General features: G+C 60.8%; 25 protein-coding genes and 1 tRNA gene. 21 read left to right on the plus strand and 5 right to left on the minus strand.

All coding sequences use genetic code 11. The annotated features are described in order from the left end of the window. Nucleotides 1-23: 23 nt before the first annotated feature. From EDC39_RS01470 to holA, 16 genes are all read left to right on the plus strand, one after another. Entirely contained in the window at nucleotides 24-413 is a 390-nt protein-coding gene (locus EDC39_RS01470) for a response regulator (RefSeq protein WP_148894316.1), read from the plus strand. Next, the gene (locus EDC39_RS01475; protein WP_148894317.1) at nucleotides 403-2466 is read left to right on the plus strand and encodes a chemotaxis protein CheA; all 2064 of its coding nucleotides are present in this window, start codon (nucleotides 403-405) and stop codon (nucleotides 2464-2466) included. Before EDC39_RS01470 ends, EDC39_RS01475 begins: the two co-directional genes overlap by 11 nt. Then, nucleotides 2459-3265 (plus strand): ExeA family protein, encoded by an 807-nt coding sequence (locus tag EDC39_RS01480; RefSeq protein WP_148894318.1) that lies wholly within the window; start codon nucleotides 2459-2461, stop codon nucleotides 3263-3265. The genes EDC39_RS01475 and EDC39_RS01480 overlap by 8 nt, the downstream gene beginning before the upstream one ends. 32 nt (nucleotides 3266-3297) lie before the next feature. Continuing rightward, nucleotides 3298-4107 (plus strand): chemotaxis protein CheW, encoded by an 810-nt coding sequence (locus EDC39_RS01485; RefSeq protein WP_148894319.1) that lies wholly within the window; start codon nucleotides 3298-3300, stop codon nucleotides 4105-4107. A 50-nt stretch (nucleotides 4108-4157) separates the two neighbouring features. Then, nucleotides 4158-4529, plus strand: a complete 372-nt coding sequence (locus EDC39_RS01490) for a response regulator (RefSeq protein WP_148894320.1) — start codon at nucleotides 4158-4160, stop codon at nucleotides 4527-4529. Nucleotides 4530-4537: 8 nt separating this feature from the next. After that, nucleotides 4538-5050, plus strand: coding sequence for a chemotaxis protein CheW (locus EDC39_RS01495; RefSeq protein ID WP_148894321.1), 513 nt, complete (start codon nucleotides 4538-4540; stop codon nucleotides 5048-5050). Between the two features lie 38 nt (nucleotides 5051-5088). After that, nucleotides 5089-5961 carry a response regulator gene (locus EDC39_RS01500; RefSeq protein ID WP_148894608.1) on the plus strand — a complete coding sequence of 291 codons (873 nt, stop codon included), beginning with the start codon at nucleotides 5089-5091 and terminating at the stop codon, nucleotides 5959-5961. A gap of 6 nt (nucleotides 5962-5967) precedes the next feature. Next, complete coding sequence (locus EDC39_RS01505) at nucleotides 5968-7983, plus strand: HEAT repeat domain-containing protein (protein WP_148894322.1); 2016 nt, start codon at nucleotides 5968-5970, stop codon at nucleotides 7981-7983. A gap of 3 nt (nucleotides 7984-7986) precedes the next feature. Further along, nucleotides 7987-8865 (plus strand): CheR family methyltransferase, encoded by an 879-nt coding sequence (locus tag EDC39_RS01510; protein WP_148894323.1) that lies wholly within the window; start codon nucleotides 7987-7989, stop codon nucleotides 8863-8865. Continuing rightward, complete coding sequence (gene cheB, locus EDC39_RS01515; RefSeq protein WP_148894324.1) at nucleotides 8862-9947, plus strand: chemotaxis-specific protein-glutamate methyltransferase CheB; 1086 nt, start codon at nucleotides 8862-8864, stop codon at nucleotides 9945-9947. The genes EDC39_RS01510 and cheB overlap by 4 nt, the downstream gene beginning before the upstream one ends. 91 nt (nucleotides 9948-10038) lie before the next feature. Then, nucleotides 10039-10863 carry a GAF domain-containing protein gene (locus tag EDC39_RS01520; protein WP_148894610.1) on the plus strand — a complete coding sequence of 275 codons (825 nt, stop codon included), beginning with the start codon at nucleotides 10039-10041 and terminating at the stop codon, nucleotides 10861-10863. Nucleotides 10864-10876: 13 nt separating this feature from the next. After that, nucleotides 10877-11257 carry a response regulator gene (locus tag EDC39_RS01525; RefSeq protein ID WP_148894325.1) on the plus strand — a complete coding sequence of 127 codons (381 nt, stop codon included), beginning with the start codon at nucleotides 10877-10879 and terminating at the stop codon, nucleotides 11255-11257. Nucleotides 11258-11365: 108 nt separating this feature from the next. After that, the gene (gene infA, locus EDC39_RS01530) at nucleotides 11366-11584 is read left to right on the plus strand and encodes a translation initiation factor IF-1 (protein WP_148894326.1); all 219 of its coding nucleotides are present in this window, start codon (nucleotides 11366-11368) and stop codon (nucleotides 11582-11584) included. Between the two features lie 187 nt (nucleotides 11585-11771). Further along, entirely contained in the window at nucleotides 11772-14336 is a 2565-nt protein-coding gene (leuS, locus tag EDC39_RS01535) for a leucine--tRNA ligase (protein WP_148894327.1), read from the plus strand. Further along, nucleotides 14336-14863 (plus strand): LPS-assembly lipoprotein LptE, encoded by a 528-nt coding sequence (locus EDC39_RS01540; RefSeq protein WP_148894328.1) that lies wholly within the window; start codon nucleotides 14336-14338, stop codon nucleotides 14861-14863. Before leuS ends, EDC39_RS01540 begins: the two co-directional genes overlap by 1 nt. An 8-nt stretch (nucleotides 14864-14871) precedes the next feature. Further along, nucleotides 14872-15864 (plus strand): DNA polymerase III subunit delta, encoded by a 993-nt coding sequence (gene holA, locus EDC39_RS01545; protein ID WP_148894329.1) that lies wholly within the window; start codon nucleotides 14872-14874, stop codon nucleotides 15862-15864. Nucleotides 15865-15909: 45 nt separating this feature from the next. Here the strand turns inward: holA and rpsT are convergent, their stop codons facing one another. Beyond that, the gene (rpsT, locus tag EDC39_RS01550) at nucleotides 15910-16173 is read right to left on the minus strand and encodes a 30S ribosomal protein S20 (protein ID WP_148894330.1); all 264 of its coding nucleotides are present in this window, start codon (nucleotides 16171-16173) and stop codon (nucleotides 15910-15912) included. A 239-nt stretch (nucleotides 16174-16412) separates the two neighbouring features. On the opposite strand from rpsT, the gene murJ reads away from it, so the two are divergent. Together murJ and EDC39_RS01560 are read left to right on the plus strand one after the other, a co-directional pair. Further along, nucleotides 16413-18005: a murein biosynthesis integral membrane protein MurJ gene (murJ, locus tag EDC39_RS01555; RefSeq protein ID WP_148894331.1), complete on the plus strand. Its 1593-nt coding sequence runs from the start codon at nucleotides 16413-16415 to the stop codon at nucleotides 18003-18005. After that, the gene (locus EDC39_RS01560) at nucleotides 17983-18522 is read left to right on the plus strand and encodes a methylated-DNA--[protein]-cysteine S-methyltransferase (RefSeq protein WP_148894332.1); all 540 of its coding nucleotides are present in this window, start codon (nucleotides 17983-17985) and stop codon (nucleotides 18520-18522) included. The genes murJ and EDC39_RS01560 overlap by 23 nt, the downstream gene beginning before the upstream one ends. Here the strand turns inward: EDC39_RS01560 and EDC39_RS01565 are convergent. Both EDC39_RS01565 and EDC39_RS01570 read right to left on the minus strand, forming a co-directional pair. Continuing rightward, nucleotides 18482-18952 carry a tRNA (cytidine(34)-2'-O)-methyltransferase gene (locus EDC39_RS01565; protein ID WP_148894333.1) on the minus strand — a complete coding sequence of 157 codons (471 nt, stop codon included), beginning with the start codon at nucleotides 18950-18952 and terminating at the stop codon, nucleotides 18482-18484. The genes EDC39_RS01560 and EDC39_RS01565 overlap by 41 nt on opposite strands. A 79-nt stretch (nucleotides 18953-19031) precedes the next feature. Continuing rightward, entirely contained in the window at nucleotides 19032-21404 is a 2373-nt protein-coding gene (locus tag EDC39_RS01570) for a c-type cytochrome (RefSeq protein ID WP_246140151.1), read from the minus strand. Between the two features lie 959 nt (nucleotides 21405-22363). Here EDC39_RS01570 and EDC39_RS01575 point away from each other — a divergent pair. The 3 genes from EDC39_RS01575 (at nucleotide 22364) to EDC39_RS01585 (ending at nucleotide 23918) form a co-directional block, all read left to right on the plus strand. Further along, on the plus strand, nucleotides 22364-22597 hold the full coding sequence (locus EDC39_RS01575) for a hypothetical protein (protein ID WP_148894335.1): 234 nt from the start codon (nucleotides 22364-22366) through the stop codon (nucleotides 22595-22597). Nucleotides 22598-22656: 59 nt separating this feature from the next. After that, nucleotides 22657-22860, plus strand: coding sequence for a hypothetical protein (locus EDC39_RS15430; RefSeq protein WP_148894336.1), 204 nt, complete (start codon nucleotides 22657-22659; stop codon nucleotides 22858-22860). Between the two features lie 206 nt (nucleotides 22861-23066). Continuing rightward, nucleotides 23067-23918, plus strand: a complete 852-nt coding sequence (locus tag EDC39_RS01585) for a type I restriction enzyme HsdR N-terminal domain-containing protein (RefSeq protein WP_148894337.1) — start codon at nucleotides 23067-23069, stop codon at nucleotides 23916-23918. A 368-nt stretch (nucleotides 23919-24286) separates the two neighbouring features. Here EDC39_RS01585 and EDC39_RS01595 read toward each other — a convergent pair. After that, nucleotides 24287-24373: transfer RNA gene (locus tag EDC39_RS01595), tRNA-Leu, on the minus strand. Nucleotides 24374-24439: 66 nt separating this feature from the next. Beyond that, the gene (locus EDC39_RS01600; protein ID WP_148894338.1) at nucleotides 24440-26119 is read right to left on the minus strand and encodes an Rqc2 family fibronectin-binding protein; all 1680 of its coding nucleotides are present in this window, start codon (nucleotides 26117-26119) and stop codon (nucleotides 24440-24442) included. Between the last annotated feature and the right edge of the window lie 21 nt (nucleotides 26120-26140).

The following is a 26140-nucleotide window of genomic DNA, read 5'->3' on the forward strand; positions in this document are numbered from 1 at the left end:
TTTTTTTGCCATGAGGGGAAGTTGTGGCTCATAAAATTCTCATCGCCGAAGATTCGCCGACCATGCGCGCCCTCATCGTTTCGACCATTGCGGCCATGGGCGATTTCGACATCGTCGAGGCGGCCAATGGCTTCGAAGCCCTTCGCGTTTTGCCGCGTGAGCAGGTCGATCTGGTCATTACCGATATCAACATGCCCGACATCAACGGGCTCGAACTCGTCAGTTTCGTCAAGAACAACCCCCGTTACCGCCATACCCCCCTGTTCATCATCTCGACCGAAGGGAGTAAAAAAGACCGCGAAAAGGGCATCGCCCTTGGCGCAGATGCCTATCTGGTCAAACCTTTCGCCCCCGAGGAGCTGCAGGCACTGATTCGTCGACACCTGTACGGGGAGGACGCCGGTGACGCGTAAGTCTTCCCAGGCCCTGCACGACTTTCTCGCCGAGGCCGAAGAGATTCTCGAGCAGCTCAACGTCGATGTCGCCCTGTTGAGCGAACAGGCCGAAAGGGGGGATATCGACCCCGATCTGGTCAACGCCATTTTTCGCGGCGCGCATTCGCTCAAGGGGTTGTCGGGCATGTTCGGTTTCGCCGACATTTCCGATCTTTCCCACGAACTCGAAAACCTGCTCGACCGGCTGCGCCTGGGCAAGATCACTCCGGACGCCCGGCTGTTCGAGATCCTGTTCCAGGGACTCGAGCTGTTGACGTCGCTGGTGGCGGGCAAGGGAGAGGACGAGCACTTCACCCTCGACCTGGAGCCGCTGCGCGGCCGCATCGGCGCGCTGCTCGAAGGCGGCGCGCAGGCGCAGGACGATCCGCTGGCGGGCCTGGACCTGTCGACCGACATCCTGAACGTGCTGACCGAGTACGAGGAACACCGCCTGCGGGAGAATCTGGCCCGGGGACGGCATCTCTACCTAGTGAAGGCAAGCTTCAGTCTGGCCAGTTTCGACCAGGAGCTCGAGGAACTGACCGCAAGACTCAAGGAGAACGGCGAAGTCATCAGCACGCTGCCGGGACCGGGGGACGGCCTCGACCAGATCGGCTTCCAGCTGTTGACCGGCAGCGACCTCGATGCCGAACAGCTTGCCCGGTCGATCGACCGGGATCCGGAGGAGATCCGGCCGGTTTCCCGTCCTGCCGGCGGGGTGCGGCATTCCGTCGAGACCGGTGACTCCAAACCTGTCGTCGGCGGCGAACCGTCTCCTTCGGCGGGAGCCGACGAACCGGCCGAATCCATCGACGGCGGCGGTACGCTCCGCTCCTTCAGCAGGACCGTCCGGGTCGATATCGAAAAGCTCGACAATCTGATGAACATCGTCGGCGAGATGGTCCTGTCCAAAGGCGCCATCAGCCGAATTGCCGATGAAATCCGGCACAGCGTCCCGGCAACGCTGGCGACCGATCTGCAAAAGGCGGTGAAGGGGCTCGAGCGCCGTCTGGGCGAACTGCAGGCGGCGGTGATGGAGGTCCGCATGGTGCCGGTCGCCCAGCTGTTCGACAAGATGAACCGCATTGTCCGGCGGGTGGCCAGTGAGCACCGGAAGCTGGTTTCGCTCAAGATCAGCGGCGCCGAAACCGAACTGGACAAGCTGATCGTCGAGGATCTGACCGATCCGCTGATGCACATTATCCGCAACGCCATCGATCACGGCATCGAGCCGCCCGAGGAACGTGCCGCCGCCGGCAAGCCGGAGCGGGCAACCATCGAACTGCGGGCGTCCCAGAAGGGCAACCATGTCGTGATCGAGGTGCAGGATGACGGCAAGGGGATCGATCCCGAGCTGGTACGGGAAAAGGCCGTCGCCAAAGGATTGGTCAGTCCGGGGGCTGATCTGGGCCGCGAAGAGATCTACGATCTGCTTTTTACTCCCGGATTCTCCACCCGGGACGAAGTGACCGACCTGTCCGGTCGCGGCGTCGGCATGGACGTGGTAAAGAACAACATCGCCGCCCTTTCCGGCATGGTGGAGATCGACAGCGAAAAGGGGAAGGGGACCTGTATCACCATCACCCTGCCCATCACCCTGGCCATCATCAAGGCGCTGATCGTCCAGGTCTGCGGCCGGACCTACGCCATCCCCATCAATTCGGTGCTCGAGACCCTGATGATCGAACCGGACGCGATCGAAACCATCGAGGGCCGCGAGGTGATCGAACTGCGCAACACCACCCTGCCGCTGATGCGTCTGAGCGAGGTTTTCGGCCTCGAGCTGCGGTGCGAAAACGACGACCGCCTCTTCGTGGCTGTGGTCGGCATGGCGGAGAAGCGGATGGGGATCGTCGTCGATGAGCTGGCCGGGCAGCAGGACGTGGTCATCAAGTCGCTCGGCGCGGCCCTTTCTTTCGTCCGGGGGATCGCCGGAGCGGCGGATCTCGGCAACCAGAAGACCATTCTCGTCCTTGATGTCGGCGGACTGATGAACGAAGCGCTCAGGGGTGAGGCGACGGCCCATGTATAAGGAGTTTTACGGATTATCGGAACGTCCGTTCAGCAAGACGCCCGATCCGCGCTTCCTCTATCTGAGTCGCGGGCACCGGGAGGCTCTGGCTCGTTTGCTCTATGCCGTCGAAGAGCGGGATCTGATCCTGCTGACCGGCGAGATCGGCTGCGGCAAGACCACCCTGTCGCGTGCCCTGATCGACGAGCTGGACGAGAATCACCAGGTCATCCTGTTCATCAATCCCAGGCTGACGCCGATGGAGTTTCTCCGCATCCTCGCCACACGCCTGGGGGTGAAGAAGCCGGCCCGGACCAAGGCCGATCTTCTGGGGCAGATCGAAAGGGAACTCTACCGGTGTCACGAGGCGGGTCGCTGCCCCGTTCTGGTGATCGACGAGGCGCAGCTGGTGCCGCACAAGGAGCTGTTCGACGAGATCAGGCTGCTGACCAATTTCCAGCTCGATGACCAGAACATGATCTGCGTCGTGCTGATGGGACAGCCGGAACTGCGCCAGCGCCTGAAGCATCGGGCCTATGAAGCCCTGCGGCAAAGGATCGGACTGCAGTACAACCTGACGCCCCTCGACCGGGAGGAGACGGCCGCCTATCTGCGCTACCGCCTCGAGGTGGCGGGAGGGTTCCCCGAGCTGTTTGATGCCGACGCCGTCGACATGATCCATGAATATTCCGGCGGCATACCGCGCAAGATCAACCATATCGCCTCTCTGGCCCTGCTCGAGGGATTCGGCCGTGAAGCCGGAACCATTGACCGTGAGGTCATGCTCGCGGTCAGGCAGGAGCTGGATGCGGCCATTTAAAAAAAAGAGAACCGAGCGAAAGCGGTTGCGTGATGGATCTGGTCGAAATTCGCAAGAAGGCCAAGAAAAAGAAACAGGCGACATCAGGCAGGAAGACGGCAAAAGAGCGTTCCGAAATTCCTGCCACCGATGTCGCGCCAGTCGGCGGGCCGTCTGACACTGCTGATGCCGGCAAGCCGGAGGCCACCCCTGCTGTTGTCGACGACGGGGGGGCGGCCGGGGCCGATCATCCGTCCACAGCATCGGCACCGCTATCACCGGCGTCGACGCCCGAACCTGATACGCCGGCCGCCGCGAGCGGTCAGGACATGCTCGATCGGCTGTTCAGCGCGCAGAACGATTTCTCCCTGGCGACCGAGGAAGCCTACCTCAAGGCTTTCGAGGGGACGAACGCCGAGGAAACGGGTCCCAGAGCCCGCTGGCTCGCTTTCGTTCTCGGCCGGGAGCACTACGCGGTCAGCATCGATCATGTCAGGGAGATCATCAAGCCGCGGGAGGTGACCGACATTCCCCGGGTTCCGGACTACCTGCTCGGGGTCATTTCGCTGCGCGGTGTCATCGTTCCCATTTTCGATCTCTGCCGGCGGTTGCGGCTGGGAGAGAGCGGGCTGAGCGAGCATACGCGCATCATTGTCTGCGAACTGGGAGATCGCGTCGCCGGACTGCTGGTCGACAGCATTTCCCAGGTGGTTGATATGAGCGAAGAGCATATTGAGCCGCCACCGGCCATTCTGACCGGTCTTGACCGGGAAATGGTGGAGGGGGTCGGGCGCGTTCAGGGCCGGATGATCATCCTGCTCAATCTTGAACAGGTCCTGAACATCGAAGCGGAGACGGCATGATTGTCTGATTCCGCCTGCTGCCGGAAAACAGCCAAGGAAAGGAGTGGGCCGTGGACAGAAAAAAAATCCTGATCGTCGAAGATGAAGAGAGCCTGCTGAAGCTCGAGAGCATCCTCCTCACCTCCAAGGGCTACGACGTCCAGGGGGTTTCCAACGGGGCGGCGGCTCTGCGGGTGATTGATGAAGAGCCGCCGGATCTGGTGCTGCTCGACATCATGCTGCCCGAAATGGACGGTTTCGAGGTCTGCAGGCGGATCAAGCAGAACGAAGCGACCAGGCACATTCCCGTGATCATGCTGACCGCGAAAAAGAGCCGGGAAGACATGGCCCGGGGCGAAGAGGTCGGTGCCGACTGGTATATCACCAAGCCGTTCAAGTCTGCCATGGTCATCGAAACCATCCAGAGGTTTCTCGCAAGGTGAGCGTCCCGATGCACAGGGATCAATCCGAAGAACGCCATACCGGTGGCCGTGTCGAGGTCCAGCTTGCCTGCTTTCGGGTGGGGCACCTTTACTACGGGCTGGACATCATGCGCATCAGGGAGGTGATCCGGCCGATGAAGATCACCCCGATACCGAAATCGCCGGCTTTTGTCGAAGGCGTGATCAACCTGCGCGGTGCCGTCATTCCGGTTGTCGACATGCGCCGGCGCTTCGATCTCGAAATTCCTCCCGATGGCCGCAAGACCCGCATCATGATCTGTGCCGTGTCCGGCCGGGTCATCGGGCTGAAAGTCGACGAGGTCGCCGAGGTTCGCTCCTATGGCCGCGGCGACATTCAGCCGGCTCCCCACTACATCAAGGGGCCGGAAGCGGAATTCTTTCTCGGCGTATGCCGCCGTGATGATGATCTGGTAATGATACTCGATCTGGAAAAGATCCTTTCCTCGGAAGAAAAGATAGATCTTGAAACACTGGGCGCCGAAGCCGAATCGACCGTCTGAGGCGGTGATCGTGGGGCCTGCTGACCCGGAAAAGACAGATGATAGTGAACTGTCCCTCCTGTGCGAGCCGTATCCGGCTTGACGCCGCCAGGCACGCCGGCAAGCGGCTTCGTGTTCGTTGCCCTCGCTGCCGGTCGCAGCAGACAATCGACGTTCCTGCTGCCGCTGTCGGCTGTGGCGTCCTGGATGTCGTCGTTGCCCACAGCGATGCCGAACTGTGCGCGACCATCCAGCAGATTCTCGAGCAGGATGCCATCGCCTGCCGCATCTGCTACAGCGGCAGCCAGGCGCTGGCCCTGATGGAAGATAAGCCGCCGCGGGTGGCGGTTATGGATGTCGCCCTGCCGGACCTGTTCGCCTTCCAGGTGGTGGAGCAGGTTCGTGAGCGACCGGGGCTGCGGGATGTCAGGATCATCCTGCTGTCATCCGTCTACAACCGGACGGCCTACAAACGGCGGCCGACCTCCCTGTACGGTGCCGACGATTACATCGAGAAGCATCATATCCCCGACGATCTGGTTCCCAAGATCAGGGCGCTGGCGGCCGGATTGCCAACCCCCGGCATTCGCCCGCCGGAAAATGAACAGCAGAAGCTGCAGTGGGATGCCGTGAGCAGGAAAATCCGTCTCGCCGAACAGAAAGAGACGGAGGTCAGCCTCGGGGACCCGGAGATGGAAAAGGCCCGGCGCCTGGCGCGGATCATCGCCTCCGACATCGCCCTCTACCATCAGGACAAGGTCGAGCGGGGGCTGCGGGAAGGGAATCTGGATGCACTGTTTCAGCAGGAGCTGCAGGAAGGGGAGCGCATCTTTCTCGAACGGTTCGGTGGTAGCGAGAACCTGGCCAGAAAGCTGATTCTCGGCGCCTTTCTCGAACTGCTCCGGATGCATTCCCTCGAAAAGGGGACCTGATCGACCATGACCGAAATCAATGCGCAGCAACTGACCGAACTTTTTGCCTCGGAGCGTGAAGAGGAAAGACTGCGCGCCCTGCGCGGCCTGGCTGACCTGGGGGTCGAAAAACACCTGTCGCTTCTCTATCGGGCCTTCGGTGACGAAAGCTGGCGTCTTCGCAAGGAAGCGACCGATCTCTTTCTTGCCATGCCGGCAGCAGGCGAGCTGGCCGGTGAAATAGTCGAGCTTCTCCACGCGCACGACAATGCCGGTCTTCGCAACACGGCAGTCGACATCCTGATCCGTCTTGGTCGGCAGGCCGTTCCGCGGCTGCTCGAGGAGCTGCGCTGTCCGGATCACGACGTGCGCAAGTTCGTGCTCGACATTCTTGGTGCGATCGGAGATCCGGAAACGGGCGAGGCGATGATTGCCTGTCTGGCCGATGCGGACAGCAATGTGCGGGCGGCGGCGGCGGAAAATCTCGGCCGGCTGAAGCTGGTCGAGGCGGTGCCGCGCCTTCTCGCCGCCATGGAAGAAGCCGACCTGATGTTCCGCTTCACCATCCTTGAGGCGTTGGCGCAGATAGGCGCCGAGGTTCCTGTCGAACGGCTTCTCGCCTATCGGGATGAACCCCTTTTGCGCAAGGCGCTGTTTGACTGTCTGGGACATGTCGGCAACGATGCCGCGGTGCCGGTACTGCTCGAAGGTCTGTCCGATCCGATGAGCAACGTGCGCGAGGCTGCGGCTGTCGCGCTCGAGCGGATCGCAGGTCGCAACGTGGAGGCGGTTGGCGCCTGTCTCGGCGACGGCCGGGATCTCGGTCCCCTGCTGGCCGGTCTTCTCGAAAGCCGCAACGAATCGGTCCGCAGGGCGGCCATCCGACTGCTGGGCTGGATCGGGGACGAAAAGACGGCGGCTCAACTGCTTGAACTTGCGAGGGAGGACGCCTTTACCCGCGACGCAGTACAGGCACTGATTGCCATTGCCAACCGTTCCGCCTGCGCCCTGACCCGCCTGTGGACCGAAATCGATGCCCGCAGCCGTGCCTTTCTGGCCTATGTTCTCGGTGAGGCCGGCTGCGAGGAGAGCCGGCCGCTGTTGCTCGATGCCTTGCAGCAACCGGTGCCCGAACTGCAGCAGGCGGCGGGGCATGCTCTGGGCAAGGTCGGGGGGGCGGAGGCTCCACGCGCCCTTGCGGGTTGCCTGGCTGATTGCGAGCCGGAGATCATGGACACCCTGGTCCGGGCGTTGATTTCACTGGCCGGTCGCTACCCGCACGAGGTCGTCGGTGCCGCGACCGTTCTGTTTCAGGCCGAGGATGAACGGATCCGAACCGAGGCGGTGAACATTCTCGCCGGCATCAACGACGGGGAGATCGTGCCCTTGGTCGTCATGGCGCTGAAGGACGAGAGTCCTTCGGTGCGTGCCGCTGCCGTTCGTGCCTGCTCGGGGCGGGACGAAGGCGAGCTCTGGCAGGCGCTTGTTCTGGCGCTGACAGACGAGGTCGGTGATGTGCGGCGTCTGGCGGCCGAGGCGATCGGCGGCAGCGGCCATCCGGATGCATGTGACGCACTGCGGCTGGCGGTGCAGGACGAGGATATCTGGGTACGGGCTTCGGCGGTGCGGGCCCTCGGGAGAATTGCTTCGGAGGAGGCGCTGGCGCTGGTCAGGGAAAAGCTCGCCGATCCGGTCGGCCTGGTGGTCATCGCCGGCCTGGAGACTCTGGTCGAAGCCGCACCGCAAAGCGCCGGCGAAGCCTTGGTCGAAGCTCTCGATCACGATGATGCCGAGGTGGTCATCGCCGCCCTGAAACAGCTGGCCCTGTCCGGCTGCAGCGACTGGGTCGCCGGCCGAGGCGAGGCGCTGCTCAATCATGGCAACTGGGAAGTCAGGCTGACAGCTGCGCGTACCCTGGTTGAGGTCGGGGCGGAACAGGTTGCGTCCCTGCTGGAGAACCGTCTGCTGATCGAGGGCGAAGATCTCGTCCGGCAGCAACTGGTCGAATTGTTGGAGGCCCTGCGGGCGGCCCGGGAGTTCTGATTCATGCTCATTTTCTCCCCCGAAATTCCCATGAGCCTGGAGGAATTCCGCCTGCTGCGCGACTTCGTCTATCAGTATTGCGGCCTGCATTTCTCCGAGGATTCCAGATACATTCTGGAAAAGCGTCTCGGCCGTCGGCTGCAGCATCTTCGCCTGAACAATTACAAGGATTATTACTATTATCTGCGTTACAACGCGGCCCGGGACCAGGAACTGACCGAGCTGATCAACCTGCTGACCACCAACGAAACCTACTTTTTTCGTGAGGAATTCCAGCTCAGAAGTTTCAGTGAAGAGATCGTTCCCGAAATCTGCCGCCGCAAGCAGGAAAAGGGTGAGCGGCGCATCCGCATCTGGAGCGCCGGCTGTTCCACCGGCGAAGAACCCTACACAATCGCCATGCTGCTGCTGGAGAACCGGGCGGTTCAGGGCTGGCAGATCGAGATCATCGGTACCGACATCAGCCAGAGGGTGCTGCAGGTCGCCCGCAAGGGGCTGTACGGCGAAAGTTCTTTCCGCTCGACTCCCGAACGCTACCGCCAGCGTCACTTCCGTCCCCAGGACGGCAAGTGGCTGATCGACGACAGTGTGAAGCGGCTGGTCACCATCAGCCATCTCAATCTCTTCGACCGACCGCGGGTGGCGCTGCTCGGTCGCATGGACATCATCTTCTGTCGCAATGTCATTATCTACTTCGATCTTCCAGCCAAGAAGAGGGTTGTCGAAACCTTCTACCAGCGCCTCAATCCAGGTGGATACCTGTTGCTGGGACACTCCGAATCACTGATGAACATCACCACTCTCTACGAACTCAAACATCTGCAGCATGACATGGTCTACCAGAAACCGCTCGACGACCTGCCGGGAGGGCTGAAGCCATGAAGAACGGCAAGGTCAGGGTGCTGGTGGTCGACGACTCGGCCTACAACCGGCGTACCATCATCCGGTTTTTACAGGAGATGGAGGGAGTCGAGGTTGTCGGTTACGCCGTCAACGGAGAGGAGGGTTTGCGCAAGGTCTTCGATCTGAAGCCGGATCTCATCACCCTCGATCTCGAGATGCCCCGCATGGACGGCTTCTCTTTTCTGCGCATCCTGATGCAGAACCGGCCGACGCCGGTCATCGTCGTCTCGGCTCGGGCCGACGACCAGAACGTTTTTCGGGCGCTTGAGTTCGGGGCCGTCGAGTTCGTCGCCAAGCCGAGCGCCCAGATCTCTCCGGAACTGTTCAATATACGCGACGACCTGGTTCGCAAGGTCTGCGAGGTGGCCGGTGCCGACATGAAGAAGGTGCTGGGCCGGGCCGCCGGGACGGCGGGCGGAGCTGCCGGCGAGTACAAAGGCGTCGTTCGCAAGGGGCAACGCCTGGCGGGCAAAAAGGGCGCTCCACCGCGCTTCGAGGCGGTGGTGATCGGCGCTTCGACAGGAGGTCCCCCGGCGCTGCAGGCCATCTTTTCCGCCATCCAGCATCGGCCCGGTATCCGGTTCGCCGTTTCGCAGCACATGCCGCCGGGATTTACCCACGCTTTCGCCGAGCGGCTGAACAAGTTCACCGCTCTTGATGTCAAGGAGGCGGAAAACGGCGATCTGTTTGCCCCTGACCGGGTTCTGATCGCTCCCGGCGGCAAGAATCTCGTCTTTCGCCGGCTCGGTGAGGATATCGTGGCCCAGGTCGTCGATCCATCCCCCGATCAGCGTTACACGCCTTCGGTCGACGTGATGTTTCGCTCTGCCAGTGAAATCTTCGGTTCGTCACTGCTCGGCGTGGTCCTGACCGGCATGGGCAATGATGGAGCCCGCGGTGCGCGCCTGATCAATGACCGTGGCGGCTGCGTCATCGCCGAATCCGAAGAGACCAGCGTCGTTTTCGGCATGCCCAAGGAAGCCATTGCCACCGGGTCCATCGACAGGGTCGTTCCTTTGAATGGAATATGCCGGGAAATTTTTCGCCGCTGTGGGGTATAGACCTGGAAAATGTGGATATTTTTGCGATTGGTTGTTAAGATGACGACCGATGTTTCAATCAGATGAAATTGTCGAGGTGAGTGACATGTCGATGAATGAAGACGAACATCGAAGGGCGAGCAGTCGGGCCGAGGAGTTTCTCCAGGTCTTCAAGAAGGGCGCCGAGTTCACCCAGGAGCTGCTCAAGGAGAACGAGCGGCTCAGGTTTCAGGTGCTGAAACTGCAGGAGGAACGAAAGAAGGGGGTGCCGGTCGGCAGCGACAACGAGATTATCGCCAAGCTGCAGAAACGGATCGAGGAGCTGGAAAAGGAGAAGGCCGAAATTCTTGACCGCATCAAGGAGGTTGAGGCGGAAAATCTCGATTTCGCCAATCGCTATGTCGATATCGAGAACGAAAACAACATGCTGGCCAATCTCTACATCGCCTCTTACCAGCTGCACTCGACCCTTGACTTCAACGAGGTTCTGCAGATCATTCTCGAGATCATCATCAACCTGATCGGCGGTGAGCAGTTCGCCGTCATGCTGCTCGACGAAAAAACCAACACCCTGCGGGCGGTTGCCTCCGAGGGCTTCGAGAAGGAGGAGTTGCCGGTCGTTTCGCTGGGTGATGGCATCATCGGCACCATGGCCAAGACCGGTGAAAACTACTTTGTCGACGAACTTGAGTCCTACCAGAAGGATCTGCACAGCCCGATGGTCTGTATTCCGCTCAAGATCAAGGAACATGTCATCGGCGTTATTGTCATCTACTCGCTGCTAGAACAGAAAAGCCGGTTCGCTGAGGTCGATTACGAATTGTTCACCCTGCTGGCCGGACATGCGGCCACGGCCATCTTCTCGTCGAAGCTCTACTCCGAGTCGGAACGGAAGTTGACCACCATCCAGGGCTTCATCGATCTGATGACCAAGTAGGGGGGAGAGGATAATGGCGACCTACAAAGTTCTCATCGTTGAAGATTCACCGACCATGCGGCAGCTGATCGTCTTTGCGCTCAAGCGATTGCGGGGATTGCAAATCGTCGAGGCCAACGACGGTGTCGACGGCCTGAAGAAGCTGTCGACCGAAAAGTTCGATCTGATTCTGACCGACATCAACATGCCGATCATGGACGGACTGAAACTGGTTTCCCTGGTCCGCAACGATCCCGGATACAAGGATGTCCCGATTGTCATCATCACCACCGAAGGGGCGAACGAGGATCGCGAGCGGGCCCTGGCGCTGGGAGCCAATGAATACATCACCAAACCGATTCAGACCACCAAGATTCTCGAGTCGGCGCGCCGGCTTCTCAACCTGCCGGGCTGACCGGCCTGATCGGGGGCGCCGCCAGCGCGCTTGACAAGAAGCGTCGGTGTCAAGTTAAATAGCCGCGACGCGCGGAAAAAGGAACTCGACGTAAAGAAGGAGGAAAGGTTGGCCAAGGAAGAAGCAATCGAAGTCGAAGGGGAAGTTATCGAGCCGCTTCCCAATGCCATGTTTCGGGTCAAGCTCGACAACGGGCATGTGGTTCTCGCCCACATTTCGGGCAAGATGCGCAAGTATTACATCCGCATTCTCCCCGGTGACCGGGTTACGGTGGAACTTTCACCCTACGATCTGACGCGCGGTCGCATCACCTACCGGGAAAAATAGCCCCCGGTTCGTGACAAGTGACAGCTTCGCCACCTTGCGGTGGCCAAGTCTTGTTCAGCAACCAATCGGAAAAGCCGGCATCTGCCGGTTTTCCTGTTTCAAGTCATGTACATTGTGAGACAACGTCCGGTGGGACCGGACGTCGGTCGCACGGTTTTCGGGGTCAGCCCCGCTGACAGGAGGCAGTATGCAGGAGCGCTATGACGCCAGCGCCATTGAGAGCAAATGGCAGAAGATATGGGAGGAGAGGAAGGCTTTCCGGGCCGATGCCGATCCCTCCCGCAAAAAATACTATCTGCTCGAGATGTTTCCCTATCCCTCCGGGCGCATCCACATGGGCCATGTCCGCAACTATTCCATCGGTGATGTGATTGCCCGTTTCAAGGCTCTGCAGGGGTACAACGTCCTGCACCCCATGGGATGGGACGCCTTCGGCATGCCGGCGGAAAATGCCGCCATCCAGAACAAGATCCATCCGGCGGTCTGGACCCGGGAAAACATCGCCAACATGCGTTCCCAGCTGAAGAAGATGGGGCTTTCCTACGACTGGGACCGGGAGTTTGCCACCTGCGACCCCGAGTACTACCGCTGGGAACAGCTGATCTTTCTGCGCATGCTGGAGAAGGGGCTGGCCTACAAGAAGAGTTCGACGGTCAACTGGTGTCCCGACTGCCAGACGGTTCTGGCCAACGAGCAGGTCGAGGACAACTGCTGCTGGCGCTGCGGCAACGAAGTCGACGAAAAGGAACTCGAGCAGTGGTTCTTCAAGATCACCGACTATGCCCAGGAGCTGCTCGACGAGATGGAAAATCTCAGGGGCTGGCCCGAACCGGTGCTGACCATGCAGCGCAACTGGATCGGCCGCAGCGTCGGTTGCGAGATCGATTTTCCCGTCGAGGGAAGCGACCGCAAGATCCGGGTGTTCACCACCCGCCAGGACACCCTGTTCGGCGCCACCTTCATGTCCCTGGCGCCGGAACATCCCATGGCCCGCCAGCTGACCACGGACGAGAGACGCGACGAGGTCGAGGCCTTCATCGCCAGGGTCAGGAAGATGGATCGCATCGTCCGCAGCGCCGGTGACTATGAAAAGGAAGGGGTGTTCACCGGCAGTTACTGCATCAATCCCGCCACCGGCGCTCGCATGCCGGTCTTTCTGGCCAATTTCGTGCTCATGGATTACGGAACCGGTGCGGTCATGGCCGTTCCCAGCCACGACCAGCGGGATTTCGAATTCGCCCGCAAATACGACCTGCCCCTGGTTGTGGTCATCCAGCCGGACGGGGAGGTTCTCGACCCGGCCACCATGACCGAGGCCTGGACCGGTTCCGGCAGGCTGGTCAATTCCGGTCCCTTCGACGGTCTGGACAACGAGGCGGCCAAGGAGGAGATCGCCGCATGGCTGGCCGAAAAGGGCCTTGGCGCGCAAACGGTCAACTATCGCCTGCGCGACTGGGGCGTGTCCCGCCAGCGCTACTGGGGAACGCCGATCCCGGTCATCTACTGTGACAGTTGCGGCATCGTTCCCGTGCCGGAAGAGCAGCTTCCGGTTCTGCTGCCCACCGATGTCGAGTTTACCGGGGAAGGGGGCAGTCCCCTGGCCCGGGTCGAAAGCTTCGTTAGGACGACCTGTCCCCGTTGCGGTCAGGCCGCGCGGCGCGAGACCGATACTTTCGACACCTTCGTCGAGAGCTCCTGGTACTTCGCCCGTTACGCCTCGCCGCATGAGGAAGGCGCGCCGGTCGACCGGGAGCAGGTCCGTTACTGGCTGCCCGTGGACCAGTACATCGGTGGTATCGAGCACGCGGTCATGCATCTGCTCTATGCGCGCTTCTTCACCAAGGTGATGCGTGACCTCGGTTTCGTCGATGGCGACCTGAACGAGCCGTTCACCAATCTGCTCACCCAGGGTATGGTCTGTATGGAGACCTGCTCCTGTCCCGAACATGGCTGGCTCTATCCGGAAGAGGTCAGGGACGGCCGCTGTGCCACCTGCGGCGCCGAGATCCGCACCGGGCGCACAGAGAAGATGAGCAAGTCGAAGAAGAACGTGGTCGATCCCGACCATCTGATTGCCACCTACGGCGCCGATACCGCTCGGCTCTTCTCCCTGTTCGCGGCGCCGCCGGAAAAGGACCTCGAATGGAACGAGCAGGGGGTCGAGGGATGTTACCGCTTCCTGAACCGGGTCTGGCGGGCGGTTCACGACAACCTCGAGCTGGTCGGACAGGCCGGTGCCGTACCGGAGAAGCTCGACTCCGCTGCCCGGTCTCTGCGCCGACAGACCCACAAGACGATCAGGAAGGTGACGGAAGACATCGAAGGCCGCTTCCATTTCAATACCGCCATTTCCGCTGTCATGGAGCTGGTCAACGCCATCTACGGCTTCGAGGAGCGGCAGCGGCATCCGGAGGTGCTGCGCGAAGCGCTGGAGACGGTCGTCCGTTTGCTGAATCCTTTCGTGCCCCACATCGCCGCAGAACTCTGGGAGCGCCTCGGCCATGGCGAATCCCTGGAATCCCTCGGCTGGCCGCAGTATGACCGGGAGGCGCTGGTCGAGGATGAAATCCTCATCGTCGTCCAGGTCAACGGCAAGGTTCGCGGCAAGATTTCCGTTGCCGCCGATGCCGAACAGAAAGCGATCGAGGAAAAGGCCCTGACCGAACCGAACGTCGCCCGCTTCATCGAGGGCAAGACCGTGCGCAAGGTCATCGTCGTTCCCGGACGGCTGGTCAACGTGGTGGCCAACTGATGCGTCCTTCCCGGTCCTTCCTTCTCGGGACTCTGTTGCTTGCCGGCCTGCTTCTGGTTGCCGGCTGCGGTTACCGCCTGGCCGGGCAGGGCACTTCCCTGCCCGGCGGCGTCAAGTCTCTCTACATCGCTTCCTTCGCCAACAAGACCGCCGAACCTTTCCTCGACACCGCCATCTCCAATGCCCTGAGCCGGCGCTTCAATCGCAGTCGCAACCTGCGTGTGGTGGCCGAAGAGAACCAGGCCGAAGCGGTCCTTTCCGGGGCGGTAGTCGGTTATTCGAGTCGGCCGCTTTCCTACGACCGGCAGGACCGGGTTCGGGAATACAGGTCGAAAATGAAGGTCGAGGGCCGGCTGACGAGTGTTTCCGACGGTCGCATCCTCTGGCAGGGATCGGTCGGCTGGCAGGAAGACTATGCCGCCAGCGACAATCTCGCCCTGCAGGAGGATCGTGAGCGGGCGGCTGTCGAAGTCCTTGTCGAACGGCTGGCGGACGAACTCTACTACCGGCTGATGGACGATTTCTAGGTGGCGATGTGAAACCGGCTGAACTCAGGCAGCAGATTCTGGCCGACAGGATCCCGCCGCTGATCTGTCTGTATGGCGAGGAGCACTACCATCGCGATCAGCTGCTCGACCTGATTCTGGCAAAGGTTGTTCCGCCCGAGGCTCGCGATTTCAACCTGGATATCTTTCACGGCAAGCAGGTCGGCGGCCGGCAGTTGCTGGAACAGCTGCAGACCCTGCCGGTCTTTGCCCCCAGGCGTCTGGTCGTCGTCCGGGAATTCGACGCCCTGCCCGCATCGGAAAGCGAAATGCTCATCCCATGTCTGAAAAATCCGGTTCCCGAGAACGTTTTCGTCATTGTCGCCGACAAGATCGACAAGCGCCGGCGATTTTTTCAGGAATTCGGCAAAAAGGGGGTGCTGGTCGAATTCCGTCCCCTCTATGCCAACCAGATTCCCGCTTTTGTCAGGGAGCTGGTCGCCAGCCAGGGCTGGCGACTGACGCCGGAGGCCCTGGAGCTGTTCTGCCGGCGGGTCGGCACCAACCTGCAGGAGATCGAGGGCGAACTGGAGAAGCTGCGGACCTTCATCGGCGACCGCAACAGTGCCGATGTCGACGACGTGCGCACGGTCGTCACCGATATCCATGAAGAGAGCGTGTTCGATCTGGCCAACGCGGTCGGTCGCGGACGGACAGGGGAGGCGATTCATCTGCTGGGCCGGCTTCTGGAGGATGGACTGGCCCCGGTATTGATCCTGACGATGCTGGTCCGCCATTACCGCCAGCTGTGGAAGACGAGCCTGCTGCTCGAAAGAGGCGTGCGGCGCAACGCGCTGGCCGGCGAGCTGAAGATCAAGCCCTTTTTTGTGGATGGACTGGTGGCGCAGGCGCGGCAGTTCGATCCGGGCCGGTTCCCGCATTTTTTCGAGCTGTTTCTGAAGACGGATCTGCTGCTGAAGACAGGAGGCGGTAATCCGCGAACGATTCTCGAACAGCTGATCATGCGGCTTGCCGCATCCTGAGGTGGATAAAAAAACGGGCCCGTTCGCGGGCCCGTTTCGGTTTGCTCAGTCGAGCGCGTTGACCAGTTTGGTCAGGCGGGAGATCTTGCGGCTGGCGGTTGCCTTGTGAATTACTCCCTTGGAGGCCGCCTTGTCGATATAGGGGACGGCCCTGGCCATGGTTGCCGCCGCCGCTTCCTTGTCACCGGCCGCGACAGCCTGGCGAACCTGCTTGACATAAGTGCGCATGGTCGAGCGGATGTGGGTGTTGCGCGCGTTGCGCAGTTTGTTCTGGCGATAGCGTTTTTCAGCGGACTTGTGGTTGGCCAATGTTTTGTTCCTCCGTTGCGTTCTTTTTGCAGCTCTTTATAGCACCGCACTATGTGGCGGTCAAGATAAAATGCATCAAATGTAAAATAAAAAGTGACGTAAAACCAATATGTTGCGGTTTGGTATCTGTGGATTAAAAGAAAATAATCCCATGTGCCTGCCCCGGTGTTGCCAACAGGCGGCCCGCCATCGCCGGAAAGGGTTTGTCAGGTCTCGTCAGCTGTGATAATCCTGTCGCAATGTCCGAACGTCGTGAAATAACCCGGTCGACATCGATTCTCGGCTTCGCCACCGGCCTGAGCCGTATCGGCGGGCTGGTTCGCGACATGGTCGTGGCCTGGTTTTTCGGCGCCGGATTCGCCACTGACGCCTTTTTCGTCGCGTTTACCATCCCTAATCTGTTGCGTCGTTTCTTTGCCGAGGGCTCGCTGACGGCGGCGTTCGTCCCCGTTTTCACCGAAATCTGCCAGCTGCGGGGCGAGGACGAGGCGAGGCGGGTGGCCAACATCTGCTGGACCCTGCTGACGTTGGTGATGGTCGCCGTGACTGCCATCGGCATCCTTTCTTCTCCGCTGCTGGTGCGGAGCATCGGTTTCGGATTCGGGGCTGTCGAGGGGAAGCTGGCTCTGACCGACGGGCTGAACCGTCTCATGTTTCCCTACATCTTCTTTGCCAGCCTTCTGGCGCTGGCGACCGGCATCCTCAATGTCAGAGGACATTTTTTCGTGCCGGCGCTGTCGCCACTGATGCTCAACCTGTCGATGATCCTTTCGGCCGTCGCCCTTTCGGCCGTCTTCGATCCCCCCATCTACGCCCTGGCCGCCGGTGTTCTGCTCGGTGGCCTGTTGCAGCTTCTGATGCAGTTTCCGGTGCTGGCCCGGCACGGGTTCCTGCCGAAGCCGGACTTCGCCTTTGCTGATCTCACCGTGCGGCGCATCGCAGGCCTGATGGTGCCAGGCATCTTCGGGGTCGCCATCTATCAGATCAACGTCATTCTCACCCGCCTGCTCGCGTCTTTCCTGCCGCAGGGGAGTGTCAGCTATCTCTACTATGGCCAGCGCCTGTTTGAGTTTCCGCAGGGCGTCTTCATCGTCTCCCTGGCGCAGGCGGTGCTGCCGAGCATGAGCCGGCAGGCGGCGGCGCAGGATCTGGAGGAATTGCGCCATTCGCTCGATTTCGCCTTGTCCCTGATGCTGCTGGTCATTCTGCCGGCGACCGTCGGTCTGCTGCTGTGCGCCGAACCGGTCTATGCCCTCTTTTTCATGCGCGGTTCGTTCGACGCAACCGATGTCCGGCAGACGGCACTGGCGCTGGCCGCCTACGCGCCGGGACTGCTTTTCGTCGGGTTCAGCCGCATTCTGGCGCCGACGTTCTATGCCCTCAAGGATACCCGCACACCGGTTCGGGTCTCCTTCTGGACTCTGCTGGTCAACGCGGGGCTGGGATTGCTGCTCATGGTGCCCCTGCGGCATGTCGGCCTGGCGCTTGCCCTGAGTCTGGCGAGCATGTTCAACGCCGCCTTTCTCTGGTGGCGGCTGAAGCGGAAGCTGCCTGGACTGGGAGCGAAGAGGCTCGGCCTGCTGGCGCTTCGGCTTCTGTTGCCGGTGACGGTCATGGCGCTGACCGTGGCGCTGATGCTACGGCGGATCGACTGGCTGCAGGGCGGGCAGATGCTGACGAAAACAGCCCTGCTGGCCGCTGCCGTCGTGGCCGGTACCGTCGTTTACGGCCTGGCCTGTCTGCTGTTCAGGGTTCCCGAGGTTGCCGAGGCCTGGCGTCTGGTTCGGAGAAAATTCGGCGGAGGAAGAGATGGCGGATCTGGCTCACAGTGAAAGCTGTGCCGTCCCCTGTGGACACCTGGCGCTGGTCGCCGAGCGGGACTTGTTGGTGCAGGTGGTCTTCTGCCCGGACCGGGCGGCGGTCGAAGCGGTGCTCGCCAAGGAATTTCCAGGGGCCGTGCAGGCTGAAACGCCGCTGCTACGCCAGGGAAGGCGGCAGATGGAGGACTGGTTTGCCGGTCGACTTACGGAATTCACTCTGCCCCTTGCCTGGCACAGGGTGTCGGGGTTTGCCCTGCGCTGCCTGAGGGAGCTGGCGAAGGTACCTTATGGCGAGGTGATCAGCTATGGCGAGCTGGCGCAGAGGGCCGGCTCGCCCCGTGGTGCCCGCGCTGTCGGCGGGGTCATGGCGGGCAATCCCTGGCCCATCGTCATCCCCTGCCACCGGGTGCTTGCCGCCGGTGGCGGTTATGGCGGCTACAGCGGCGGTTACGGTCTGGAAAGCAAGCGCTGGCTGCTGAGCTTTGAGGCTAGTGTAAAAGCCCGATCTGCCGCAGCGCCTCGTAGCTGACGATGCCGACGGCCGTCGACAGATTGAGGCTGCGGACTTTTCCCGTCGGGATGGGGATGCGCAGGGTTCGTTCGCTGTGGGCGGCGAGCAGCTCGTCCGGCAACCCCAGGGTTTCCTTGCCGAAGACCAGAAAATCACCGATGGCGAAGTCGGCCTTCGTGTAGCAGCGTTCGGCCTTTTTCGAGGCAAACCAGAACCGAGCCCCGGGATGGGCGCGGCACAGCTCTTCGAAGCATGGCCAGACGTTGAGGTTGACCGCCGGCCAGTAGTCGAGCCCCGCCCGTTTGAGGTGCCTGTCGTCGAGGGAAAAGCCGAGCGGTTCGACCAGGTGAAGGGCGATGCCGGTGGCGGCGCACAGGCGGGCGATGTTGCCGGTGTTGGGCGGAATTTCGGGTTCGATCAGAACGATGTGCAGCGGCGGATTGTTCATGGTGGGGGACTATAGCACAGGGCAGGGGACGGTAGAGTGAGAAAAAAGGGGGCCCATTCGGGCCCCCTTGTTGTTGACGCTACCAGCTTTTGCCGCCGTGGCACTGGATGTTGCTGCAGTTTTTGCCGTCATAGCTGCCAACCCGGGTCGAGCCGCCACCGATAGTGGCGGCGGGGTCGGTTTCGAAGGCCGGCGTGGTCAGGTCGCCGAAGTGATTGCCCATCTTGGCTGTGTTGTGGCAATCGGTGCAGGCGTAGCCCTTGCTGATGTGCTTGGTGTGCTTGCCCGAGTTGTAGCTGTTGTACTGGCTGGTGCCGGCAGCGTGGCAGCTCGTGCACTGGCTGTCAACGTTGATGCTGCCGCTCCACCAGTCGGGCGTCGTCCTGCCGCCATGGCAGATGATGTTGCTGCAGGTTCCGTTCAGGTTGTCGGTGGCGACTCCCCCCTGGGCGTCGTAGGCGGCGGGGAAGCCGAGGTCGACCTGGCCGTTGTGATTGGCGCCGGTATGACAGACGGCACAGTCCGTCCCCACGCCCGGCAGGGCCTTGTGGGCCGCATGGGCGCCGGCGGTGTTCGGGGACGTGTTGCCGTTCGGCGGCTGGCCGTGGCAGGCGGTGCAATCACTGTAGTTGCCGCCGGTGTTGCCACCCGAGCCGGCGGGCAGGGCATCGGCGATCGCCTGCACCTCGGCCGCGGTCAGGGTGCTCAGGTAGCCCATGCCGCCGATATTGCCATCGATGGCGCTCTGGATCTGGCTGGCGGTACGTCCCGCCTTGCTGCTGCTGGCCAGGCTGCCGTGGCAGGAGGCGCAGTTGTTGGCGTAGAGAGTGGCGCCGTCCGGCTGGGTTGTGCCGCCACCGTTTCCGCCGCCGGTGTTGCCACCCGAGCCGGCGGGCAGGGCATCGGCGATCGCCTGCACCTCGGCCGCGGTCAGGGTGCTCAGGTAGCCCATGCCGCCGACGTTGCCGTCGATGGCGCTCTGGATCTGGCTGGCGGTACGTCCCGCCTTGCTGCTGTTGGCCAGATTGCCGTGGCAGCCGGCGCATTCACTGTTGTAAAGAGCGATTCCATCCGGTGGCGTGTTGCTGTTTCCACCGCCGGCGTTGCCACCCGAGCCGGCGGGCAGGGCGTCAGCGATTGCCTGCACCTCGGCCGCGGTCAGGGTGCTCAGGTAGCCCATGCCGCCGATATTGCCGTCGATGGCGCTCTGGATCTGGCTGGCGGTTCTTCCGGGCTTGCCGGTGCTGGCCAGGTTGCCGTGACAGGCGGCGCAGTTGCTGGCGTAGAGGGTGGCGCCGTCCGGCTGGGTTGTGCCGCTGCCGGCATTGTCCCCGCCGCCGGAATTACCGCCGATGCCTGTCTGCAGGCTGTCGGCGATCGCCTGCACCTCGGCCGCGGTCAGGGTGCTCAGGTAGCCCATGCCGCCGATATTGCCGTCGATGGCGCTCTGGATCTGGCTGGCGGTTCTTCCGGGCTTGCCGGTGCTGGCCAGGCTGCCGTGACAGGCGGCGCAGTTGCTGGCGTAGAGAGCCGCACCGTCTGGCTGCATGCCGCCGCCCTGCCTCTGCATGGCAATGTCTTTGACGGTTTGCGGCAACTGGTTCATGACCGTCTGCATCTGGCCGGTCAGATCGCCTGGCTGAATGCCGCCGTTCTGCATGCCCGTTTTGGCCTGGTTCACCAGAGTATGGGTCTGCTCGACCATGGCCAGGATGATGTCGTCGAGGAGAACCGGGCCGGTCAGGTTGGGGTCGCTGGCGAGAGAAGAAGCCAGCTGGTCGATTTGCCGGGCATTGAGCATGGTCCTGATGGCATCGGCCATCTCCGTGACCAGGCTCTGGTCGGTGCCGGTCGTCAGGTCGGCCGGAGTCAGATCAAAGTTGTTTTTCGCTTCCAGCACGGCATTGACCGTCATGCTGGCCTGCAGCAGGGCGAGCTGGGTGTCGCTGACGCTGCCGGTACCGGCAAGGGGAGCCATGGGATCGTCGTTGATCTGGTTCGCCGTGATGGCGATGCCGGCATTCCGGCAGAGCTGGACCACCTCGTCTTCGCTGGCACCGTTGGCCACCAGGGTGGTCAGGGGTGAGACGACCAGGTCGCCGTTGGCCCCCTGAGGGACTCTGGCCTTGACCATCCCGGTGTAGGGCGTCAGGCCGTGGTTGCCGCGTTGCGAGACCTTGATACGCACGATCGAGCCTGCGGTCAGGGGACGTGCGAAGGAGAAGCGGCCCTGTTCGTCGGAAGGCGTGGAAGCGCGTTGCAGAACCGTTACGCCGTCGTCGGCGATTTCTTCGAAGACGGCGCCGACGATGTAGGGATCGACAGCGATGCCGCTGGTCGATGCCGTCAGGCCGGTCGTGCCCGAGGACGTCGAACTGCCGCCACCGCCGCAGGCTGCCAGAACGAGCAGCAGCCCGGCTGTCATCAGCCAGCTGATCAGGTGTTTGAACATAGAGAGAACTCCTTTCGTTCCGTTTGCTCGGACAGGCCCGCAGGACAGATGCCTGGAAAGGGGGCGGAATTTGTCCGGCGCAATTCTGTTTCGGAAACAGAGCAAAGGGCCAGCCCAAAAACATGCCCCAGGGATTTTCGTGCGGCCAGACACAGGTGCCCTGAAACGGAATGTGCGTGTGTCGACTGTGCGCATGTGCAGCCCGCGGCGCGGCATTCGGTTGAGCGGAACCAGAATGATGACTCAACAGGTAATGATTGCTGGTGTTTGGCGGCGTCCGGCAGAAAAGAGCGATCGTTTCACTCGGCTATGGATGAACGATGTCCCGAACGTGAACGGTTGAAGGATGAACGGATGAACAGGGGAAAAGTTGTTGTCGGACGGTGATTTAGCCAGCAATATTTTGGCTATTTGACAACATTTTGACTCAATCTGTCCGGGGGATCGGTTGCCCGGGACGACTGTGTCTGGCCGGTGTGGCCAGGCAGAAGGCGTCCGGGAGTTAACCTGGAGGCACCACAACAAAGGAGGGGGGGATGATTTCAATCCGCATTGGCGACGATCTCCCCAAAAGTTAGGGAGCGGTGCAGTCAAGAGTGGGGCAGGAACTACCGGATGGTCGAATCCTGCATCAACAGACAAAATGAAGCGAAACAAGCGATAAAGTGGTTGCGTCCACCGCCGGAGATCAAGGCCTATTGTCAAGACGAGTGGAGGACGGATTATGCCATGGTAAAATACTGCATCGAGTGGCAAAGCCAAGCAAAGCGGAACCTGGGGTACAAATACTAGAGCCAAAAGAGGTAGGGGGGGCATGAACGCACAGTGCAGATCATCGTGGCAACCGGCAAAAAATGGAAACTGACGCAACTGGTCGGCTTTTTGGGGGCTGGCCATTGGAGTCGTGATGGTCGTCGGCAGTATGTCGACGGACTCAGCAACGGCGGGAAACGTGAACTATGAAAGAGGGGAAATATTTCGTTGTCAAGACGCTTTCTGGCCACGGCGACAGCCTAGGCCTGGCCGGGTACAACACATTCGACGAGGCTAAGAAAGAGGTCGAAAAATGCAAGCATTGGCTGGGGTCGGTGAGAATTTACAAGAAAATCCCGGGTGGTTTTGAGTTAGTCAAATACTATCAAAACGGAGTGCTGCACAACCTGGACGGGACAACTAGCCAGCCCAAGGCGTGACCAGACTGAAGGCGTACGGGAGTTAACTTGGGGGCATCACAACAAAAAGGAGGGGGGAAATGATTTTAATCCGTATTGGCGACGATTTTCCAAGAGAGTATGGCTCTTCCCACCAAATCGAAGAAGGCTGGGTTCTTCAGAAAATCACAGAGTGTCGGCTAGAGATGGCCCCCTGCGGAATCCAGATCAAAATTTGTCAAGACCCGATAAATTTCATCTTTGAGTCCCCCATAGCTACAATCGGTGGAAAAGAGCGTGACTGACCGCCATCTCAGTAAGAAATGCCAGGCTCTTGAACTCGACGTGAGTGCGGCTTGGACGATGACCAATTTGAGCCTTGTCGGCTGTATCGAATTCCTGAAAAAGGTGGCGAAACTTCTCAGGTGAGGAGAGGGGAAAGCCCCGCATAGAGATATGGCGGCTTGGTAGGAGAGTTGTCAAACCACAAAACGGTTGAAGGGAGGGGGCAGTGGCAACGATACCGAGAAAAACGTGCGACAGATTTGTCAAGGAACTTGGAAAATATCAGACGGCCATCCAATCTGCTAAAGACCGAGAAATCAACGAAGCCGATACTATCTCGATCATAAAAGACATTCTGGCCGACATTTTCGGCTTTGACAAATGCGCTGAAATCACCAGCGAGTTCGCCAACTACAACACCTATTGCGACCTTGCCGTCAAGATCGATGGAAAGATCCAATACCTCATTGAGGCAAAAGCCGCAGGGCTCAATCTCAAAGAAAATCATCTTTGGCAGACCGTACATTACGGGGCTGCCGAGGGTATTCGGTGGGTCGTCCTTACCAACGGCCACCTCTGGGAAATCTACAAAATTAGCTTCGTACGACCAGCCAAGGCAAACCTGGTCTGCTCCATCGATCTGCTCGAATTGACACCTTGCGCAAAAAAAGACCAGGAAAAGCTGTTTTTGCTGTGCCGTGAGGGGGTCAGAAAGGGGGCGATGGATAAGTTTGTTGAGCGCGCCCAAAGTGTGAACTGTTTTGTGGTCGCTGCCATCGTCACTAGCGCTCCGGTCACGAACGTCATCAGGCGTGAGTTGAAAAAACTGACCCCTGCTCTCAAGATTGACACTGTCGAGATCGAAGATATTCTGCGCTCAGAAGTCATAAGAAAATATGTCCTCGAGAGCGACGAGGCCAAAAAAGCATCAAGCAAAATCAAAAAGGGCTTGGCCAAAGCAAATAAAAATCAGAGTCAAAAGGAGACGGAGAACCCATGGCCTGCTCAGGGCGAGCTGATTCTGTTGCTTTACAACGAGTATTCCGCCGGTACTACAGATCCCTATGGAGGGGATTAGCTTCTTCAGAGTTGAGACGATAAAAAAGCCGGCATGATCAGCGTGGCCAGGCAAGCAGCGTCCGGGAAAAGAACAACACAACCAAAAGGGGAGGGGGGCATGGCGTTAAAAAAGTGCAAAGAATGCGGTGGAAAGATCAGTAGCAAAGCCGAATATTGTCCGCACTGTGGAGCCAAGAACAGGCGCAAGGGGATTGGGCCCTGGTAAACTCTACCGCCCGACGATCAGGGAAAAAACCAACCAGAAAATAAGCCGGCGCCCCGGCCCAAATGACTACACTCCCCCAAAGCCGGCAAAATGTAGTCATTTGTAGTCAATTCCGAAAAACAAAAGGGGTTAGCGAAATCTCGCTAACCCCTTGTACTTTCTGGTGCCGAAGGGGAGACTCGAACTCCCACGGCCCTACGGCCACTAGACCCTGAACCTAGCGTGTCTACCAATTCCACCACTTCGGCGTTGAAGCGAGGCAATTTATAGCAAACCCCTTGCCCCATTGCAACAAAAAATTTCGCGCCGGAGCATCAGTCATTTTCAAGGGTTGTCGCCTCGGGCTGAAGCCGCAGGGGAGACACCCGCAAAGTCCGAAAACGGCGCACTGTCACCTGTCCCGGTCGGGCTCCTTTTGTCTTGCCGATATCGCGTGTCAGGGCGCACATGACCTCGACGGATTTTTCGTCCCGGGCCCGCGACCAGCCGGCGGCGACGGCGGCGGCATACTCGAGATCGGCCTTTGGCACGTCGATGTCGCGGCTGTCCCGCCGCAGCACCAGGTGACAGCCCGGTACTCCCTTGGCGTGGAACCAGAAGTCGTGCGGTGCGGCGATCCGGGTGGTCAGGGCGTCGTTGCCGCGGCTGCTGCGCCCCCAGAGCAGGGTGAAGCCGGAAGGCGTTTTCGCCCGGTTCAGCGCCGGGGTGCCAGTGGGACGCCTGCGGGAGGCGGGTTCCCGGCAACTTGCTGCCAGCAGTCCCGCCGCCAGCAGCTCCGCCCGGATTTCGGTCAGATCCGCCGGTGTCGCGGCCTGCTCGAAATAAAGCCGGATTTCTTCCAGCCAGTCCAGTTCGTCGAGGGTTTCCCTTTGCCGGCGTTCAATGTGTTCGAGACTCAACTGGTACTTGCGGGCGAGCCGGAAGTACTTTTCGGCGTTCTGCTGCGGCGTCAGGGAGGGGTCGAGAGGAATGGCGACCGGTCCCGGCGGTTGTCGGTAGTAATCGGTAAGCCGCACCGAGGTCATCCCCTTTTTCACCCGGTGCAGCTGGGCAAGGAGCAGTTCCCCCTGCTGGCGGACAAGCACGTGACCTTCTTTCTGAATTTTTTCCGCCTCGATTCTGACCAGCCGACGACGCAACTTCTTTTCCTGTTTGCGCAACGCCCGGTCGATTTCGCGTCGGGCATCCTCGACCGGTTCCGTACCGTTCGGGGGGGAACTCTTTTCATCGAGCAGGTGCGACAGTGAGCGGGCTTTCTTGTCGCGTTTGGCCGCAGGCGGCAGAACGACGATACGCTCGCGGCCGTCGGCCATCATGCGCACCGGGTGGAACTGCCCTGCCAGCAGTTGCCGGCGAAAGGTTTCGAGCACCTCCTGTGCAGTTTGGCCGGCCTCGACTTCCGCGGCCATCACCGCCGCCTGTGCGCCGGACATGGGCCAGAGCGTCGTTGTCAGCCAGTTCCGGAAGCTGTCGGCATCACGGCACGAAGCGGGAATTTCCGGCAAACGTTCGAAAAGGGAGATCATCTGCCGCGCATTGGGCAGGTGATAGGGACGGCCGGGCAGCAACAGGCGGTTCTCCGTGCCTTTTCGCTGCCGTTTGAGGGCATCGATGATGCGGTCTTCGGCATCGGCCAGAACCAGGTTGCCGACCGGGCCGAACAGTTCGCAATAGAGCCGGACATCGCCTTTGGGACCGGCACAGTCGATACGAACGATCCGTTCCCGCCCCGCGCGGGCGAAACCCTGGATGCGGGCGATTCGTGCCCGCAACAGCCGGCAGAAGCCGGGAGGATGAAAGGGATTGGCGAAGGTGCGCTCGCTCAGGTGCAGCTTCGGATTTTGCCCGAGGGCCAGCAACAGGCGCAGGTTCCGCCCGCCGGTCCACAGCCGCATCACCACCAGGTCATCGGCGGGCTGGTGAATCTTTCCGACCGCGCAACCGGCGAGGGGGCTCAATTCGTGAAGCATCGCTTCTATCTGCAGGTCATCCATGGTCGTCAAACAGCCGGCCGC

The organism is Geothermobacter ehrlichii (assembly GCF_008124615.1).
GTDB classification, from domain to species: Bacteria; Desulfobacterota; Desulfuromonadia; order Desulfuromonadales; family Geothermobacteraceae; genus Geothermobacter; species Geothermobacter ehrlichii.